At 38.5% G+C, this 16,536-nt stretch carries 17 protein-coding genes and 2 pseudogenes; 13 read left to right on the forward strand and 6 right to left on the reverse strand.

What is annotated here, in order from left to right; all coding sequences use genetic code 11:
• Positions 1 to 490: 490 nt before the first annotated feature.
• From V7K56_RS07765 to V7K56_RS07775, 3 genes and pseudogenes are all read left to right on the forward strand, one after another.
• Positions 491 to 670, forward strand: a complete 180-nt coding sequence (locus tag V7K56_RS07765; RefSeq protein ID WP_334909185.1) for a hypothetical protein — start codon at positions 491 to 493, stop codon at positions 668 to 670.
• A 159-nt stretch (positions 671 to 829) separates the two neighbouring features.
• A complete protein-coding gene (locus tag V7K56_RS07770; protein WP_334909186.1) occupies positions 830 to 1,105 on the forward strand; it encodes a hypothetical protein in 276 nt (91 codons plus the stop codon).
• 311 nt (positions 1,106 to 1,416) lie between these two features.
• A pseudogene (locus tag V7K56_RS07775) lies at positions 1,417 to 1,579 on the forward strand (ISAzo13-like element ISMae28 family transposase); the annotation flags it as partial.
• Here V7K56_RS07775 and V7K56_RS07780 read toward each other — a convergent pair.
• Positions 1,575 to 1,715, reverse strand: coding sequence for a hypothetical protein (locus tag V7K56_RS07780; protein ID WP_334909188.1), 141 nt, complete (start codon positions 1,713 to 1,715; stop codon positions 1,575 to 1,577). The pseudogene V7K56_RS07775 and the gene V7K56_RS07780 overlap by 5 nt on opposite strands.
• A gap of 476 nt (positions 1,716 to 2,191) precedes the next feature.
• Between V7K56_RS07780 and V7K56_RS07785 the strand changes: the two are divergent.
• A pseudogene (locus tag V7K56_RS07785) lies at positions 2,192 to 2,369 on the forward strand (IS701 family transposase); the annotation flags it as partial.
• Between the two features lie 161 nt (positions 2,370 to 2,530).
• On the opposite strand, the gene V7K56_RS07790 reads toward V7K56_RS07785, so the two are convergent.
• The 5 genes from V7K56_RS07790 to V7K56_RS07810 form a co-directional block, all read right to left on the reverse strand.
• The gene (locus V7K56_RS07790) at positions 2,531 to 2,986 is read right to left on the reverse strand and encodes a hypothetical protein (RefSeq protein ID WP_334909189.1); all 456 of its coding nucleotides are present in this window, start codon (positions 2,984 to 2,986) and stop codon (positions 2,531 to 2,533) included.
• Positions 2,987 to 3,505: 519 nt separating this feature from the next.
• Entirely contained in the window at positions 3,506 to 4,774 is a 1,269-nt protein-coding gene (locus V7K56_RS07795; protein WP_334909191.1) for a bifunctional sterol desaturase/short chain dehydrogenase, read from the reverse strand.
• Positions 4,775 to 4,979: 205 nt separating this feature from the next.
• Positions 4,980 to 5,666 carry a fatty acid desaturase gene (locus tag V7K56_RS07800; RefSeq protein WP_334909193.1) on the reverse strand — a complete coding sequence of 229 codons (687 nt, stop codon included), beginning with the start codon at positions 5,664 to 5,666 and terminating at the stop codon, positions 4,980 to 4,982.
• 30 nt (positions 5,667 to 5,696) lie between these two features.
• The gene (locus tag V7K56_RS07805) at positions 5,697 to 5,927 is read right to left on the reverse strand and encodes a hypothetical protein (protein WP_334909195.1); all 231 of its coding nucleotides are present in this window, start codon (positions 5,925 to 5,927) and stop codon (positions 5,697 to 5,699) included.
• 595 nt (positions 5,928 to 6,522) lie between these two features.
• Entirely contained in the window at positions 6,523 to 7,194 is a 672-nt protein-coding gene (locus tag V7K56_RS07810; protein ID WP_334909197.1) for a LuxR C-terminal-related transcriptional regulator, read from the reverse strand.
• A gap of 100 nt (positions 7,195 to 7,294) precedes the next feature.
• On the opposite strand from V7K56_RS07810, the gene V7K56_RS07815 reads away from it, so the two are divergent.
• From V7K56_RS07815 to V7K56_RS07855, 9 genes are all read left to right on the forward strand, one after another.
• A complete protein-coding gene (locus V7K56_RS07815) occupies positions 7,295 to 7,951 on the forward strand; it encodes a DUF3386 domain-containing protein (RefSeq protein ID WP_334909199.1) in 657 nt (218 codons plus the stop codon).
• A 162-nt stretch (positions 7,952 to 8,113) separates the two neighbouring features.
• Complete coding sequence (locus tag V7K56_RS07820) at positions 8,114 to 8,626, forward strand: HugZ family pyridoxamine 5'-phosphate oxidase (RefSeq protein ID WP_334909201.1); 513 nt, start codon at positions 8,114 to 8,116, stop codon at positions 8,624 to 8,626.
• 295 nt (positions 8,627 to 8,921) lie between these two features.
• The gene (locus V7K56_RS07825; RefSeq protein ID WP_334909203.1) at positions 8,922 to 9,806 is read left to right on the forward strand and encodes an alpha/beta fold hydrolase; all 885 of its coding nucleotides are present in this window, start codon (positions 8,922 to 8,924) and stop codon (positions 9,804 to 9,806) included.
• A gap of 559 nt (positions 9,807 to 10,365) precedes the next feature.
• Positions 10,366 to 11,151: a hypothetical protein gene (locus tag V7K56_RS07830; protein ID WP_334909205.1), complete on the forward strand. Its 786-nt coding sequence runs from the start codon at positions 10,366 to 10,368 to the stop codon at positions 11,149 to 11,151.
• 5 nt (positions 11,152 to 11,156) lie between these two features.
• Positions 11,157 to 11,690 (forward strand): DUF1822 family protein, encoded by a 534-nt coding sequence (locus V7K56_RS07835; RefSeq protein WP_334909207.1) that lies wholly within the window; start codon positions 11,157 to 11,159, stop codon positions 11,688 to 11,690.
• A gap of 27 nt (positions 11,691 to 11,717) precedes the next feature.
• Positions 11,718 to 12,005, forward strand: a complete 288-nt coding sequence (locus tag V7K56_RS07840; protein WP_334909209.1) for a DUF1822 family protein — start codon at positions 11,718 to 11,720, stop codon at positions 12,003 to 12,005.
• Between the two features lie 131 nt (positions 12,006 to 12,136).
• Positions 12,137 to 14,485 carry a CHASE2 domain-containing protein gene (locus tag V7K56_RS07845; protein ID WP_334909211.1) on the forward strand — a complete coding sequence of 783 codons (2,349 nt, stop codon included), beginning with the start codon at positions 12,137 to 12,139 and terminating at the stop codon, positions 14,483 to 14,485.
• A 13-nt stretch (positions 14,486 to 14,498) separates the two neighbouring features.
• Complete coding sequence (locus V7K56_RS07850) at positions 14,499 to 15,311, forward strand: DUF928 domain-containing protein (RefSeq protein WP_334909213.1); 813 nt, start codon at positions 14,499 to 14,501, stop codon at positions 15,309 to 15,311.
• A gap of 67 nt (positions 15,312 to 15,378) precedes the next feature.
• Positions 15,379 to 16,536: filamentous hemagglutinin N-terminal domain-containing protein (locus V7K56_RS07855; protein ID WP_334909215.1), on the forward strand; the 1,158-nt coding region annotated here is incomplete at its 3' end.

Below are 16,536 nucleotides of genomic sequence, written 5' to 3' on the forward strand. Positions count from 1 at the left end.
CCAAGATACTATTTCTGCATTTAAATACATACCTGTATTGTGAGCTTATGCAGTAGCTAATCAGATACATCCAGTACAGCAAGAACTTTTGCTGGCGATCGCCTATAGTGGTGTGTAGCTTATTACTCTGAAGTAGTGACTTGCTTTAATTAAGGATTATGCCAAAAACAGAATTGTTTAATATTTTTCTCTATCTCCATAACCATGTATCTATTTTTACATTTTTATTTTATCACTAGATTAATTGTTTTCAGTTTTAACAATTTAATTTTCCGGAGTGCATAAGCTAATTTGGGGGACAATTATTAAAAATCAGAAGAAAGGTAAACCAAGTAAACTCATTACTAACTTCAAGATTTCATTATAGATTTGAGGATGTGAGAGTTTAGCTACTAGTTGTATTCTTTATGCTTAAAAAAGTTATAGCTAGATTATTTATCATCTTCTAAAATACTCGATTGAACTAAATCTAAATCAGGATATCAAACCAATGAATACGAATTTCAATTTGGTCAAATTCTTTAATTTCATCAAAGATAACAATAAAGACCTCAATCCAGAACACTATCAGATTGCCTTTCGTCAGCATGGATTAGGTGCCCAGATTGTGCTGAAGTATATTCAAGTAAATCCAGGCAAAGAAGTTGTAATAGGGGAAATTGGACTCTAAAAATAAATATGTAAAGTCATAGATTGTTTATTGTTGCGGTAAAAGTAATAACTGAGTTTAACTCAGTAGAGCATCCACTCTGCTCAGTTTAACTCATTTACTACACGCATCATTATTTTCAAGAAAGCATAGATTTTCTAAAAATCGGAATTAATCATTATGAATGCACCAAATCAACCCACTGGCTTCGATAAACCTGTAGCCAAAAGTATATTTACAAGTAAAACATTCTGGGGTGCTGTTCTTGCAGGAATAGCATCTTTAGTTCCACTTGGTATAAATAGCATCAAGGCTCAAAAGTTAACTATTGACGATGCTGGGCAAGCAATCCTAATTCTATGTGGTGTAGGGACTGCAATTGTTGGACGTGTTGATGCTAAAGCACCAATCTATACTCCTGAAGGTCTCCCTGGACCTAATAAGTCAGATTATTAGAGAATAAGCTTAACGCGACTTAAACATTTTTGAGGCATAAACAATCCTCAAACTTATATAGGGCAAGAAAAATACACCAAATGCTCAAAAATGCTTGAAACCCAAATATATCAAGAAACTAGACAAAACGATGTCAAAGTCTCTCTGTATATAAATTTGAGGCTTTTTTCTGGCTACTTTTTGTCTAAGTCCCATTAACTAATTCAGTTATTCCATTGGGGAAGGGAGAGGCAGCCTGGGGCTGCCTCTCCCTTCCTCCTTTTTGTAGTAAATTCAAAAATGATTCGATTTTTGGGTATCCAAAGGTGTCTATACAATTAACGGATTCACTCGTAAAGTTGCTCAAAGAAACTGCACAGCAATTAAAAGGAGCAACCAGCCAAACGTAAATTTATCGCTCAAACAGTTGTGGCATTAGGACATGGAGGACAGTCTCTAGCACAGAGAGAGTTAGGATGGAATCGGGTAACTATATAACTGGGAAATCTGATCTGCCATCTGATGATACAAATTTAATGCTGGAATTACCAAGGTCATAACCAGCAATGACTGTGAGTTTACCTTTCTGCCCAGTGTTGCTGTTTTCGGTATTAACTGCCAAATCTGTCATATCATGTCTGGTAGCACGACCGTAATAAAATATCTGTAGATGCTTTACATGTTACGTCTCTGCATAATAGGTATTATGGGTAAGCCCCCGGACATGATATCATAGGTTTGAATCTTCAAAATATTTAATTGGCAAGGTTTTGAAATAGGCTTGCTACCTTGGTTTTGACTATCTCTGCAATGATGCAGTCAACTGCTTTAAAATCCTCGAAGACACTTGCAACACAGATAATACAGCGATTTTTGTCCTAGCTAATTTTTAACAATCGAATCAAATCGGAGGTATTCGCTAATGTTTACCACATAACAAGCGATCGCCTCCTTTAATATTCGCAATTTTGTAGACCACAGAACTTACGCATTGACAAATAAGACAATAAGTGATGTGGTAAAAAATAGAAAAGAATAAGCGATCGCTAGTCAGTAGACGGCTGGAAAGATGGATAATTTAGACCGTCTCTATAGAGTGTATGGACAATCAGAGTAACTACTAAGGCATCTACAGCAAAATGTGATCTCAACACTTACACTTTGTTTTTATTAGCAGCAATCTTTGTATCCGGGCTGCACACGTCTAGCAGATATCATAGAAGATTTATCTCATGATAGTGTCAACAGATTTTTGCTACGTGAGCGGTATGAACCGAAAGACTTATAAAAAAAATAACCCGCACGCTCCCCAGAGGTGGGTAAAGGTGCGGTTTAGAGTGTTAGTTTTCCCTGGTTTAATGCCAAGTTTTTTATACAGAAAGTATGCAAGAGGCCCTTAGAACTTTAAATAAGGGTTTCTGTATAAAGGGGAGTAAACTACGTATGTTAGTCTGCATACCTAAATTTCCATCTAGTACCAGTAAATCCCCCTCCTGTCTGAGGTGCTAGCCCAACACTTCCACTAAATGTTCTACCATCTAAGAATCTAGGACCATCTATATTTCCCAAACATTCAAATACTACTATATAATCACCAAAATCTTGAAATTTCCACTGAGTACCTGAAAAATTTTGCCGATCAGTACTAGGTGCTAGTCCAACAGTTTCATCTCCTGTTCTACCATCCAAGAATTTAGAACCAGGTATAGTTCCTTGACATTCGAGCGTTATGACATTATCTCCAGAGGTATAATTAACTCGCCATTTAGTACCAGTAAAATCTCCTGTTGTAATAGCCGCTAGATCAACAGTTCCATCTCCTGTTTTACCATTTAAAAATCTCGGACCATCTTGATCTCCCTGACACTCAAGTGTGATAATTCTACCGTTTCCAAAAGCCATGATTAGTTTCTCCTACTAAATTTTTTGATTGTTCAGTAAAAAGTTAGACTCTAGAACTTACACATTGACAAAAGTCAGATTATGTAATTAAGTCATATCTGTTTACTGAAGGTAAGTTGAGCTTAGAAAGCTAACCTTCCTGTTCCTTTATAAATGCCATCTTCATCAACTTATGCACTTAGTACACGACCGCCATCGTTCCAATAGTGATTTAATACAATGTCGTCAAATTTCTTTTTTCCAACTTTCTACAAAACAATACTCTGGACAAAATTAAGCAGCAATAATACCGTAATAGCGTAGATTTTGGTAGTTAGGATGGGATTTAATGACAGTCGGCGAGAGTCTTAATACTAATTCTTTATAAAGTTGTATTTAATAAAGCTTTTGTAATGTAATCCCATCCACAAATCGATGCGATTGCCTCAGTAGAAATAGAGTCAAAAGTAAAAGAGGACTGTTGTCGAGGGATTTAGGGTGAAAGCTCATTGATTCATCCAAAAAGTCTATTCTTTTCGACTATTGTTTGCGTAAGTCCTGTTCGCTTTTCGCTGTCCGGCTGAAGAGTCGATAGTATAACGATGTACTAATTTCCTTTAAGGGAAACAGCAGATAAGTAAGAGGATTTATTGCCACAATAATATTTCGGAAGTCTCGTCGGGCGAAAAATAAGATTGCACGAGCAACTTGCTGTGCAGACATCACTCCATAAGGATTAAGTTGACTCTTAAATGGTCCAAGAATTAACTTGCGAATTATACAATTCCTGTCCAAACGTTTGAGGGTAACAATATCTCCTAACGCTCTTTTGCTGAGTTCATAAAGCGGACTCAGTGCTGGAGAAACCTCAGCCTCAGAAGTGTTTACCCAGATTTCTTTGGTTGCTTTTGCTTGTGGACCTGTTACAGTTGTCGAAAATATATCTATCAACCGCAATGCTGAAAAGGTATTCACTTCATAAGAGGAGTTGATAGCCTCTGGTGTGCGGCTAGCATAGACATTGACTCCATGATTGATAATTAAAATATCTACTTTCTCTAAACTATCCTTCAGATTAGCTTCGTTGCCTAACTGCCAGGAAACCACCTTTACTCCAACTTGCTCTACTAATTTTTCTGGATTAGTGGTTAATGCCACGACTTTAACATTATTCTTTACAAGTTCAGCCACCAACGCTTGCCCCAGTGCTCCTGATGCTCCGGTTAAAGCAATGGTTTTACCTTTGAAAGATAGTCCTGTACCAAGAATTTTATCCACTAGGGGAAAGACGCCACTGTAGTAGGCGTTAACATCATCAAAATGATGCCGCCAATGGTAAGACCGATTTACCCACCAAATGGATGGAATTGTCTCTAAAGGGCCAGGTAAGTGGTTGTAGTCTGTATCAATTTTTCCTTGAAAATATCGCACAGACGCGCCATATAAAAAGGTGCAGGCGTAAGCTACTCCCAGCCATAACCCCTTATGCTGGACAATTAAGGCAATGACTATCAATACTACTAGTAGTAGACTCGATTCTAAAATGTCGTGATAAAGCTGAGATTCTTGGTAAACTTTCTGGGAAACTATAGATAAGTCGCGGCGATAAGCCATGTGGTGTTTGTTGTGCCATTTAGCAAGCCAATTGACTTGGTGACACAAAGCATGGTAACTGTCTCTCAATATCTCAGCAAGTAAAAGTGAAAAAAGTGCCCAACTAGCAAACTCTAAGCTGGCATTTAGCCAAACCCAATTAATTTGTAAGCTTGTTTCAATTCCTATCAAGTTTTCAGCTAGCATTTTTATCATTTTTGTTTATACTCGTTTTTTTAATCATTCTTCATGATCTAATAAAGGTGCATTCAGGTCGAGTCTAGAGCAAATTAAAATCAAAGGGAATGGAGAATGGGGAGCAGAGGAGCAGGGGATCAGGGGGGACAAGGAGGAATTATTGAAATCTCCTTTGTCTTTTTTGTCTCTTCTCCATGCCCCATGCCCAATGCCCAATGCCCAATTACGAATTAGTAATAATATCCCAGTTGACTTTCAGATATCCAGGTCCGATGTGGGTAAAGTGTTTGCTTAATTGCTGATGTGCTTTTGGTAGCGCGTAGAATGGAATTGATGCGTACAAATGATGCTCTGCATGAAATGGCATATTCCACATAAAAAATCGTACACACCAGAGTGTGAGTGTTGTGCGCGTATTGGTGAGCAGATTTGCATCAAGAGTGCAACCTGTATGTTCTGCTAGCAAAATAAAACGGAGAATTGGCTGACCGACAAGCAGAGGTAGCAGCCAATAGAGGAAAAACCAAGGCTGATTAACTACAATTGAAAGAGCGATCGCACCTGCATAAATACCTAATTGCCAACGTGTAGAACGCATAACTTCGGCTCGTGCTGCTTGTGAGACAAATGGAAAATTGTCAAATTGACCAGTGGCAACTTGAAAATGCCCGTGTATTTTACCCCACCACCACGGTAAACCGCTAATTATCAACAAGTATTTGCCCAGGTTGCTCGGTTTAGGATCGGTCAATTCTGGATCTTTGTCAGGAACGCGAGTGTAACGGTGATGCCATTTATGATAACGGCGAAAAAACGTACTGTTGTAAAATGATAGCAAGCCGGAAAACCAAGCTACAGCATCATTCAAACGATTGTTAGCGAAAGCCGTTCTGTGAACGCATTCGTGCATTGGTGCAAACATCGAAGCCAGACTGAAGCACTAGATTATCAGTGCTGGTATAGCCACCGACCAATTACCAAAGTTTGTTGCCCATAGGTAGCTACTGCAACCCATAACAATGAGATGAAAAATTAATTTAACTAGCCCTTTGCTGTTGGAGCGATCGTTTAGAAGACTTAATTCTTGTAGACTGAGAATTTTACGGAGGTTTTGCTCTTTATTAGCTTTGTCATCCAATAATTCAGATTGAATAATTGCGTCATTAGACATAATTTGAAGTAAATTGGCGTAAACAGTTGCGTGTGGGTTTCTTTGTGACTTCTGAATTTTAATGTAATTTTAATAGACACTCTAAGAGGTTGTTTGAAAAGTGGTTGACTGTGATTTTGATCACCCCCCTTAATCCCCCCGATGTATTGGGGGAAACCGGAAAATCTAGTTCCCTCCTCTTGTAAAGGGGAGGGTTAGGGTGGGGTAAAAATATTTTATACATCAGCTATGACTTTTCAAACATCCTCTGAATTTAGCTGACCACACCAGCGCAAAAAATTTTTTCTGTGGTTAAATTCAACTCTAGGAAAGTTGGTGATTGTTCATCTCATCTATCACCCCTTCTAAAACCTGGATAAAGCTCAAACCGGGAGATTCATGCGACAAATCTTCCATTATTTCTGCCAAACGGTTGCAACTTGGGTATTTTGATTTTACTAGTAAAAATTGTCTCTCACTACAATCCACTCAATACAATTCTTGTTTTAAAACTGGGTTTTATAACGAGAATTAAAGTTTTCATATCATGTCCGGCTAATTAGTTATAATTCCTAAATCTACCCAGAAAGCCCAAAAACCCTGCCCCCTGTCCTCTTCAAGAAACTTGTATATCTTGTAGCTTTGCCACCATTTCTGCACGCGCCGAAACCTTCAACTTCCGAAACATTCTCTTCAAAGCTTGTTTGACGGAATTTTGCGTAATCCAAAGTTTTTCTCCAATTTCTGCATTCGTTAAGCCCTGTGCCACTAACTCGGCAATTTCTAACTCACGCGCTGTCAAAGGACTAATTAAAAGGGAATTGGATATTTTGGGTTTTGTTCGTAGGGTTGCCATTTTTGCTGACAAATGAATGCATAAAGCGCTCAAGTCAGCTAAATCGTTACCATTAAAGGCAGGATTTCCCTTGTCACGTGCCAAATTAAGCGTTCCGACAAGACGACCATCGCAAACAATTGGCCCGGTCATCACGTGTTCGTGGTCGGAACGCGAACAAAAATGCTTCCAGTCTCCTGGCGATAATAATAACTGTTCGTGGGCGGGAGCATGACGCTCAACCACATAGCGCCCCACTGGATTGCTCTCTAAGCATACTGCCGGAATACCTGGAACATTAATCTCAGTGGTTGGCTGCTCATCTAAAAGATAAATACCCCAATTTTGCACGCCAAAATGCTCGCTAATTTGATCCGTAAGAGCAAGTCTTAACTCTTGCTCATTTTGGACATTAGCGATCGCATAAAATACAGCGTGTAGAGAATTAGCCATAAGTGTACCCAGTTGGGGACTATCCAAGCCTCAACAATTACTTCTATGCTAATACCAAGGAAACTAAAACGCTAATTACAGTAGCGACTAGGAGAAGCACATGACAGTTACACAACTCTCTGCTCAGGAACTTTTCCGGGCTGCTTATGAAAACCGCTATACTTGGGACAAGAATTTCCCTGGTTATACCGCAAATATTACCTTTAAGCATGATGATAAAGTGTTTACAGGCAAAGTTATCATCAATGCCAATCTCAAAGCCGAAGTTTTGGATGTAGATGATCAGTCAGCCCAGAAAGCAATTCATGGTCAAGCCTGGGAAATAGCAATTCACCGCATCCGCCGCAGCTTTGAAGACACCCATAGCGCCAATACGTTTAGCTATGGTAAAACTGACGAAACTGGTGCAGTTGAGCTTTTAATGGGTGGTAAGGCTGAAGGTGATAAATACAAAGTCCGCAATAATGAAGTCTGCCATGTTCACCGTCTAATCCACGGTACTTTTGTTACCATTGACACCTTCAGCAGTCACGACACCGGGGAAGGTTATCTATCCCATACCTATGACTCTGTGTACAATGACCCCAAAACTGGGGAACAGAAGGGCGGTAGAAGCGAATTTATTGATGAGTATGAAAAAGTTGGTGACTATTTCATCCTAAATCGTCGGGAGATTCGCACCGAGACAGCAGGACAATTTTCTACTCAGGAATTTATTTTCTCTGATATTAAATTGTTGGAACCTGTTGCTGCTTAAGCTGTATTCTGTAATTCAAAAATTAGCGATCGCTCTTGAGTTAAAGGGAGCGATCGCTTTTATTTTTTGGGCATTCCATGCATAGCTGTAGCCCATCTTAGACATCCCTCAATCACGTTAAGATACTTTATTAGGTGTTCCTAATCAAGTGGTAATCTACTTATGAGTCAACTTGAAAACATTCAAGCTGAGTATAAAAAGTTTCCTGAAGTATTTGAGAGTGTAATTATTAGCACTGTGAGCACACAGGCAATACCCAATGCTAGTTATGCTCCTTTTGTAATGGATGATTCCAAAAATATCTACATTTATGTCAGTGGTCTTTCGATTCATACCAAAAATCTTTATGCCAATCCTCATGTTAGTGTCTTGTTTATTGAGGATGAAGCTAAAAGTAATCTAATTTTTGCCCGTCGTCGTTTGAGTTTTGATTGTACGGCAACTTTGATAGAGCGTGAAACTGACAATTGGAATCAAATTGTTGAGCAATTTCAAGGACGGTTTGGTGAAATTATCGAGGTTTTACGTGGCTTATCTGACTTTCGGATTTTCCGGCTAACTCCAAGTGAAGGTCGTTTTGTTATTGGTTTTGGGGGAGCATATCATATTAGTGGCGATAACCTTCATCAACTCGTTCAAATCACAGGAGATGCCGAAAAAAACAAGAGTAAATGATGAATTATGAATTGCAATAATTTAGCACCCAAGAGTCAGAAGCTATAATTTAGCAAGAATCCAGTGCAATTGAAATATTGATTCATCAACTGTTCTCCTGATTCTTGAACTATTCAGACAAATGTAAGTAAGTCGACATAATAAAACCAAAATATGTGAATAAAAATTAACTAGGTTAAAACCCTTTTCCCTCCTGCCTCCTCTCAACGATAAATTTTTCCACCCACCTACTTATTTTGATTCCTGAATTAGTTTGACTGTATGCAAATTCAAATAAACTAAACTTTTTAATTTTATGCTTCAGTTTCAACCTCCTGGCTTTGGACATAAAGTCATCCATACATTCTTGGGGGCAATGGTTTACTATACCCAAACGAATGCACCTTGGGCGATTGCTGACACTGAAGATTTACCCCCATTACTATTTCTCCATAACTTTGGTGGGGGAGCGTCTGCTTATGAATGGTCTAAAGTTTATCCGGCTTTTGCCTCTAATTACCACATTTTAGCCCCCGATCTCATCGGCTGGGGAGAATCGGCCCATCCAGTCCGGGATTATAAAATTAGGGATTATCTCAGCACGATCGCACAGTTTATCATCCAAACTTGTCGCCAGCCGGTGACAGTGGTAGCCTCATCTCTCACAGCCGCTTTTGCTATTCGTCTAGCTATTGTTCAACCCAATTTATTCAAAGCACTGTTTTTGGTTTCCCCCTCTGGATTTGATGATTTTGGGCAGGGTGCTGGACGCAGACTTCCGCTTTCAGTAATTAATGCGCCTCTGTTGGACAATTTTATTTATATGCTTGGTGCTGAAAATGAAATTGCAGTCCGAAATTTTTTACAAAGTTTTCTCTTTGCTAAGTCACAACGAGTATCCCAAGAGATGGTAGAGGCTTATTTAACCTCGGCACAACAACCTAATGCCAAGTTTGCTGCTTTGGCATTTTTACGGGGCGATCTTTACTTTGATCTGAGTTTATATATTCAACAGCTGACAGTTCCCACTGTCATTTTTTGGGGAGAAAAAGCACAATTTACCAACATCAAATTAGGACAACGCTTGGCAAATCTAAATCCAAGGGCAATTCGAGATTTTTATGCGATCGCAGATGCCGGAATATTACCTCATTTGGAAATACCAGAAGTTTTCATTGGTCTATTGCAGCGGTATCTTTAAGAATTAGGAAAGATTTTCATAGTCAAATCATAGTCAATCTAAGTACATAGGTCGATGAGGTGTATTAAAATATTCAACTGGATTGAAAACACGTACATTTAACGCCTTAAAGATAGAATAAGTATTTATGGCTCGGTCGATTTCTACAGGCTAATAGCGATCGCCATTGTTGTTACTCATTCTGTGCCAATAGTCTGGCTAGGATTGATTGTGATGAGTATTTAAAATTTCCTTTCGAGATCGAGCCTATACTTTTATATTCAGTGAATAATCAGCTAGTTATGAAAGAAGAAATTGTTCATCAACATTTTTGTCAGTGTAAACTTGAAATTTTGTGTAAATTAAAATACATATAAATAAAGATAATAGTCTTTTAAGGAACATCGCAAACTTGACTCTGACTGCCATCAAAGAACCTTGCCATAATTATTACCGTTGTCATAATTTCTGGATCACTGCATATTTCTACAAGTACTATTGCAAAGTTTTCATAATTTTCTGATTTTTAACTGATATACAAGTAAGGTCAAAATGATGCTTATAACTGTGCTGCTGTCTCGTGTCTACTGTACTTTTTTTGGTCAAAGCTTTTATGGACGATCGGGATGAACGCCTGCGCCAATTGATTGCAACAGTGTGCCAACACCCAGATGGCAGCCAAGAATGGCGAAAGGCTATGAGTCGGCTTCTGATTTTAATTCAGGGACTACCAGAATTTAGAAAATACTCAAGTATAGACTGCCCCGATTATTTTTTAGATGCCCTGAACCAAACTTTGGAGTGGTTCAGCCAAAATGTTAGAAACTTTCAACCACGTACATCTTCAGTTGGAGATGATTTAATAAGATGGATTAAAAGCTACCTTTACTGGCGCATCAAAGATTTAAATTCACCATCTCCACTTTGGGGAAAAAAATTTCATTTATCTTTGGATGAAAGCATTTTGAATCCGGATGCAGAAATAACAACTTGGTTGGAACGAGTGTCAGAACAAGGACAACTATTAGGAACACCAGCAAATCCATATGTTTTGAGCGGACTAGAAATTTATCTAGAAAATTTACAGCAGCAGTCACAACAACGTCTAGTAGGCAACTTAGCAGTTTACATTGAGCAAGACCCAGACAAGCAACTACAAAATTGTTATCCTCGCAAACATCCCGAATGCAACTGTCAAGTACTAAGCCAAAGATTGCTGTTTATTTTTAAGAACCCACCGGATACACTTGCTGATATTGCTCGCGAGAGCCAAATCAATTATCAAACTTTGGTATCTCATTGGAAATTAAAAGCAATACCGCTTCTGCAAGAAGTTGCAATTCAACTTGGATATCAATCTAATTAACAATCATGAGTAGCACAGAAACACTTTGTTTAAAAATTCCACTTGGACGAGAAGCTCATGCGATCGCCCGCCAGTTTGCTCTTGAACAAACTACATCTCAAAAAAGTAAACAAATCTATTTGAATACACTAGCAGTTTATGCTGTTTACAGTTACTTGAAATGGATGCAGATTGATACAGCTTTAGAGAAAAGTGATAGTTGGCATCCCCAGAAACGAGCTTTATTTGATGTTGCCGATTTAGTTATTCCTAACATTGGTAAGTTAGAGTGTCGTCCAGTTCAACCTGGAGAAACGGCAATTTATTTACCACCTGAAGTAATGAAAAATAGAATTGGTTATGTGGCTATCCAATTTAGCGAACGCCTAAATGAAGTGCAGTTGTTGGGATTTGTGAGAACAACTACTATTTCTACTACTTCAAAGCAAATATCACTAGCAAGCCTTAAACCCCTTAATTTCCTTTTTGATTGTATTCCTAACACTGTCGCTCACCCTGCACTTAAGGCAAGCCAGATACAAGTGAACTTAAGTCAATGATTTGAGAATCTATTTGAAAACAGTTGGATGGCTTTAGAAGAAATTTTCGGTAATATAAATGAGAAAAAATTTGCTCTCAGAAATGTTTCATCGTTGGGTAAAGATAGCGTAGCGAGAGCAAAAATCATAGATTTAGGACTACAACTGGGAAATCAATCACTAGTGCTGCTTGTAGCGCTCGCACTATTCTCTCAACAGAAAGTAGAAATACTAGTACAAATACATCCTTTATCTGAAAAACTATATTTGCCATATAACCTGAGAATTAATTTATTCTCAGATACAAGAAACATTATTCAAGAAGTTGTATCATGAAGTAATGAAAACTTTATTCAATTAAAACGGTTTCGAGGGGATTTTGGAGAAAGCTTTTATATCCAAGTGTCTCATGGTAATTTCACAATCAAGAAAACTTTTGTCATCTGACACTTTTTTGTAGGAGTGTAATGAGTAAGTTAGTTGTCTTGAATTTAGGTAAGGGCGACCTCCATAAAGGTTTTCCTGATGTCACGGTTCAACTTGGGTTAATAAATGACCCACGTGCGATGGAATTTCGCGGGAGTTTACCACCAGCGCCAGAAATTTCTCAACTTTATCGAAATTGGCAAATACTATATTCAGCTCTCTACCGTCACTATAAATGGTGGATACGTCTGGAAATCGAAGATAGTGATGTCATAAATTTTTCAGAATTGGAATTTAACGATTTATGTCAGCAATTATCATCTAGAATCAATATTTGGCTTAATTGTGAGCAGTTTCACAAAATAGACCAAAAATTACGTACACAATTAAATCCAAATGAAGAAATTTGCTTTATAATTGCAACTTCTGATAACTTATTACGACGACTTCCTTGGCATTTGTGGAACTTTTTTGAAGATTATCCGAATGCTGAAGTTGCACTTAGTCCCTTAGAACCACAAAGACCAAATAAAATATATACTCAGGAAAAAAAAGTCAAAGTTTTAGCGATTTTTGGCAATCATCAAGGAATTGATATAAGTAAGGATAAGTATTTATTAGAGAGTTTATCAAACCAAGCTCAAATAAATTTCTTAATTGAACCACAACGAAAAGATTTAAGTAATGAACTTTGGGGCAAAGGTTGGAATATTCTATTTTTTGCTGGACATAGTTCTAGTCAAGAAAGAGGAGTTCTGCAAATTAATCAAACAACAACAATTACTCTAGATAAATTAAAACATGGACTCAAGAAAGCAATTGAGAGCGGATTGCACTTAGCAATTTTCAATTCTTGTGATGGCTTAGGTTTAGCAGAAGCATTAGAGGATTTACACATTCCCCAAGTCATTGTCATGCGCGAACCAGTCCCAGACTTGGTAGCACAGGAATTTTTAAAACATTTTTTAGGTGAATTTTCTAGCGGACAATCACTATACTCTGCACTACGCGAGGCGCGAAAAAGACTGGAAGGAATAGAAGATAAATATCCTTGTGCAACTTGGTTGCCAGTAATTTGCCAAAATCCCTTGTCAGCGCCAATGATTTGGCAGTCGCACCGAAAGATGTTTACCACTAAGAGTGTCTTAGTAATATTGCTGGCAAGCTTGTTGATAACAAGTTTAGTCATGGGAGTGCGGTATGGGGGTTATCTGCAAACATCTGAACTACAGGCTTTTGACCATTTTATGCAGTTGCGATCGCATCTTGTCACCGAAAAACCTGATGAGCGGATTTTAATTATCACTATTGATGAAGCAGATATTCAATACCAACTCAATAAAGGAATGCAAATGCGATGGTCATTATCTGACCAAGCCCTTGCTCTATTATTAGATAAATTAAATAAATACCAACCACGAACCATCGGATTAGATATTTATCGTGATGGGATTGTAGATCCCAAATATCCAAAATTAGCTACTCGTTTTCAAAAGGATAGTCGTCTATTTTTTGTGTGCAAAGTTGCTACTACCGATGATGATGGCGATAGTGATGGAATTCCGCCACCTTCTAAAGTTTCAAGAGAACGTTTAAGTTTTAGTGATTTTGTTGCAGACGGTGAAGATATTGCTCGTCGTCAGCTTTTAGATTTGACTCCTCCCCCAACATCTCTCTGTACCACAGAATACGCTTTTAATCTCCAACTAGCACTTCGTTATTTAGAGAAAGAAGGCAAAACATCAAGTGTTACAAAATCAGGTTATTTACAAATTGGTGATATTGTATTTCAGCAATTAAACGAACACACTAGCGGTTATCAAAAAGTAGATGCATCCGGTTATCAAATCTTGTTAAATTATCGTTCTCTTGACTCGGTTGAAAAAATTGCCGAGCAAATTAGTTTGAGAAATGTATTAGATGAAAAAATCCCATTAGAATCAGTTCAATCACTCAAAGACCGCATTGTGATGATTGGTCTTTCTGCCCCCACCAATACAAATGATTATTGGAAGACACCCTTCAGTTCCAATGCAAAACCGAAGCAAAAGCAAACACCGGGGGTATTTGTACAGGCGCAGATGCTAAGTCAAATCCTCAGCGCAGTTTTAGATAGCAGACCTTTATTGTGGTGGTGGTCTGGATGGATAGAGGCACTTTGGATATGGGGATGGTCATTAGTAGGAGGTATTACAGCATGGTATTATTCAAAACCGCTGCACCTGGGATTAGTGGTGATAGTCACACTTTTAACAGTATTTGGGCTATGTTTTGGTATTTTTGCACTAGCTGGATGGGTGCCATTTATCCCCTCAGTATTAGCGTTACTAGCTACCCAAGTAATGGTAATTTCATGGTTTAGACGTTTGCATATTCATAAGAGAAAATAATTAAATTTTGATCGTGATTAAAAAATTACTTGACCAACCAATTCAACGTGCTTGCGTAATTCCTTTGGTATTTATTGGTTTGATGAATTACTCGCAATCAGTGCAGGCACAACTGACAAATTCAATTCAAAACACTGTTAAAAATTCGCCCTCCCAATCCTTTCAGCAACCGAAATTGCCTAGAAACGGCGCACCCACAGGTCGGCGCAGAGCAGGGGCTGGGCGGAGTCCTGATTGTCCAAGCAATCTCACACAGCTTACTGCTTTAGTACCTGGTGATGGAGGAGAATCAGTATTGGCATCAACAGTTGCAGAAAATCCAACTTTTTGGTTTTATATTCCCCAATTACTACAAACTACACGTTCTGGAGAATTTGTGTTACAAGAAGTGCTAGATGGGAAAGATGTAAAAATGGTCTATCGAAGACCTCTTACTCTGTCTGGGAAATCGGGGATCGTCAGCATTACTTTGCCAGCACAACCGCAATATTCTTTAAAAGTATATAAGAAATATCATTGGTACTTTCATATTTATTGCGGTGATATAGAAAAAACATCTGACAATTTTTATGTAGATGGGTTTGTGCAAAGGAAAATGCTGACAGAGGCTCTTAATAGGCAGTTGAAGTTAGCAAAACCAAAAGAGTACATTGTCTATAGGGACAAGAAGATTTGGTACGATGCCCTCACTAATTTAGGTCAACAACGTCGTATTGATCCGCAGAATGCAACTCTTAATCAAGATTGGATTGACTTATTAAATGCATTTGGCTTGCAAGACGTTGCTCAAGAGCCAATTGTAGAGGATTACAACTTGAGAAAATAAGACTAGTCATGCGATGCAGTTACTGATTTACGTAATTGCGAATTGCGAATTGCTTTACGGGGGTGCTATGTCAGGAATTCAAAATTGGCGGTGTTGGTGTAGTAGGTTGGTGGTGGCAAGCGTATTAATTGCTTGTTTGCAAGATCGGGTTTTTGCTCAAATTACCCCAGATAATACCTTACCTAATAACTCTAACGTTGCAAAAGAGGGTAATACCTTTAATATCACTGGAGGAACGCAAGCAGGAAGTAATTTGTTTCACAGTTTCTCTGAGTTTTCTGTGCCTACTAATGGTACTGCTTCTTTTAAGAATGCAGGAGATATTCAAAATATTATTAGTCGGGTAACAGGTAGGTCTATCTCTAATATTGATGGCCTAATCCGAGCCAACGGCAAAGCTAACCTATTCCTGCTTAATCCCAATGGCATTATCTTTGGGTCGAATGCACGATTAAATATTGGTGGTTCGTTTTTAGCAACCACAGCCAGCAGTTTCAAATGGAGCAATGGTAGCACCTTCAGCGCCACCAATCCTCAACCTGCCTCTGAGTTACTAGCAATCAATCCTTCTGCATTGTTTTTCAATCAACTGCAAACTGCCAGAATTGAGAACAAGTCAACCACCGATGCTGGAAATAATCTCAAAGGGCTAAGAGTCCCAGATGGTCGAAGTTTGTTGTTAGTGGGTGGAGATATCATTCTTGATGGTGGCTCGTTGAATGCTTTAGGTGGACTAGTGGAATTGGCAGGAGTCTCTGGTAAAGGGATTGTGGGATTAAATGTTGATAGTCAAGACCTAAGTTTGAGCATCTCGAATAATCTACCAAGAGCCGATATTTCTTTAAGTAATGGTGCAGTTGTGGATGTGCGTGCTGGTGGGGGAGGCTCAATTACAGTCAATGCTCGGAATTTAGATTTAAAACAACAAAGTCAACTTGTTGCTGGGATTAAGTCGGATTTGGGTACAGCAACAGCTACAGCAGGAGATATTAAAATTAATGCTACCGATACTATCTCCTTAGATAACAGTTTAGTTAATAGTACAGTAGAAAAAAACGGGGAGGGCAAAGCTGGAAGTGTATCGATTAGAACAAGCTCATTAGAAGTAACCAATGGTGCCGTACTGAGTACCAGTACCTTTGGAAAAGGGGATGCAGGCAGTGTCAACATTACTGCTAGAGATACTATCAAGTTTGATGGTGAAGCTAACAATGGATCTGACAGT

This window comes from Nostoc sp. (genome assembly GCF_036917535.1).
GTDB lineage: Bacteria > Cyanobacteriota > Cyanobacteriia > Cyanobacteriales > Nostocaceae > Nostoc.

Coding starts and splice junctions, on each gene's coding strand:
- V7K56_RS07765 (WP_334909185.1), top strand. CDS start 491: ATGAATACGAATTTCAATTTGGTCAAATTCTTTAATTTCATCAAAGAT.
- V7K56_RS07780 (WP_334909188.1), bottom strand. CDS start 1,715: ATGACAGATTTGGCAGTTAATACCGAAAACAGCAACACTGGGCAGAAA.
- V7K56_RS07810 (WP_334909197.1), bottom strand. CDS start 7,194: ATGGCTAATTCTCTACACGCTGTATTTTATGCGATCGCTAATGTCCAA.
- V7K56_RS07805 (WP_334909195.1), bottom strand. CDS start 5,927: ATGTCTAATGACGCAATTATTCAATCTGAATTATTGGATGACAAAGCT.
- V7K56_RS07795 (WP_334909191.1), bottom strand. CDS start 4,774: ATGATAAAAATGCTAGCTGAAAACTTGATAGGAATTGAAACAAGCTTA.
- V7K56_RS07820 (WP_334909201.1), top strand. CDS start 8,114: ATGAGTCAACTTGAAAACATTCAAGCTGAGTATAAAAAGTTTCCTGAA.
- V7K56_RS07840 (WP_334909209.1), top strand. CDS start 11,718: ATGGCTTTAGAAGAAATTTTCGGTAATATAAATGAGAAAAAATTTGCT.
- V7K56_RS07770 (WP_334909186.1), top strand. CDS start 830: ATGAATGCACCAAATCAACCCACTGGCTTCGATAAACCTGTAGCCAAA.
- V7K56_RS07825 (WP_334909203.1), top strand. CDS start 8,922: ATGCTTCAGTTTCAACCTCCTGGCTTTGGACATAAAGTCATCCATACA.
- V7K56_RS07815 (WP_334909199.1), top strand. CDS start 7,295: ATGACAGTTACACAACTCTCTGCTCAGGAACTTTTCCGGGCTGCTTAT.
- V7K56_RS07835 (WP_334909207.1), top strand. CDS start 11,157: ATGAGTAGCACAGAAACACTTTGTTTAAAAATTCCACTTGGACGAGAA.
- V7K56_RS07790 (WP_334909189.1), bottom strand. CDS start 2,986: ATGGCTTTTGGAAACGGTAGAATTATCACACTTGAGTGTCAGGGAGAT.
- V7K56_RS07800 (WP_334909193.1), bottom strand. CDS start 5,666: ATGCACGAATGCGTTCACAGAACGGCTTTCGCTAACAATCGTTTGAAT.
- V7K56_RS07845 (WP_334909211.1), top strand. CDS start 12,137: ATGAGTAAGTTAGTTGTCTTGAATTTAGGTAAGGGCGACCTCCATAAA.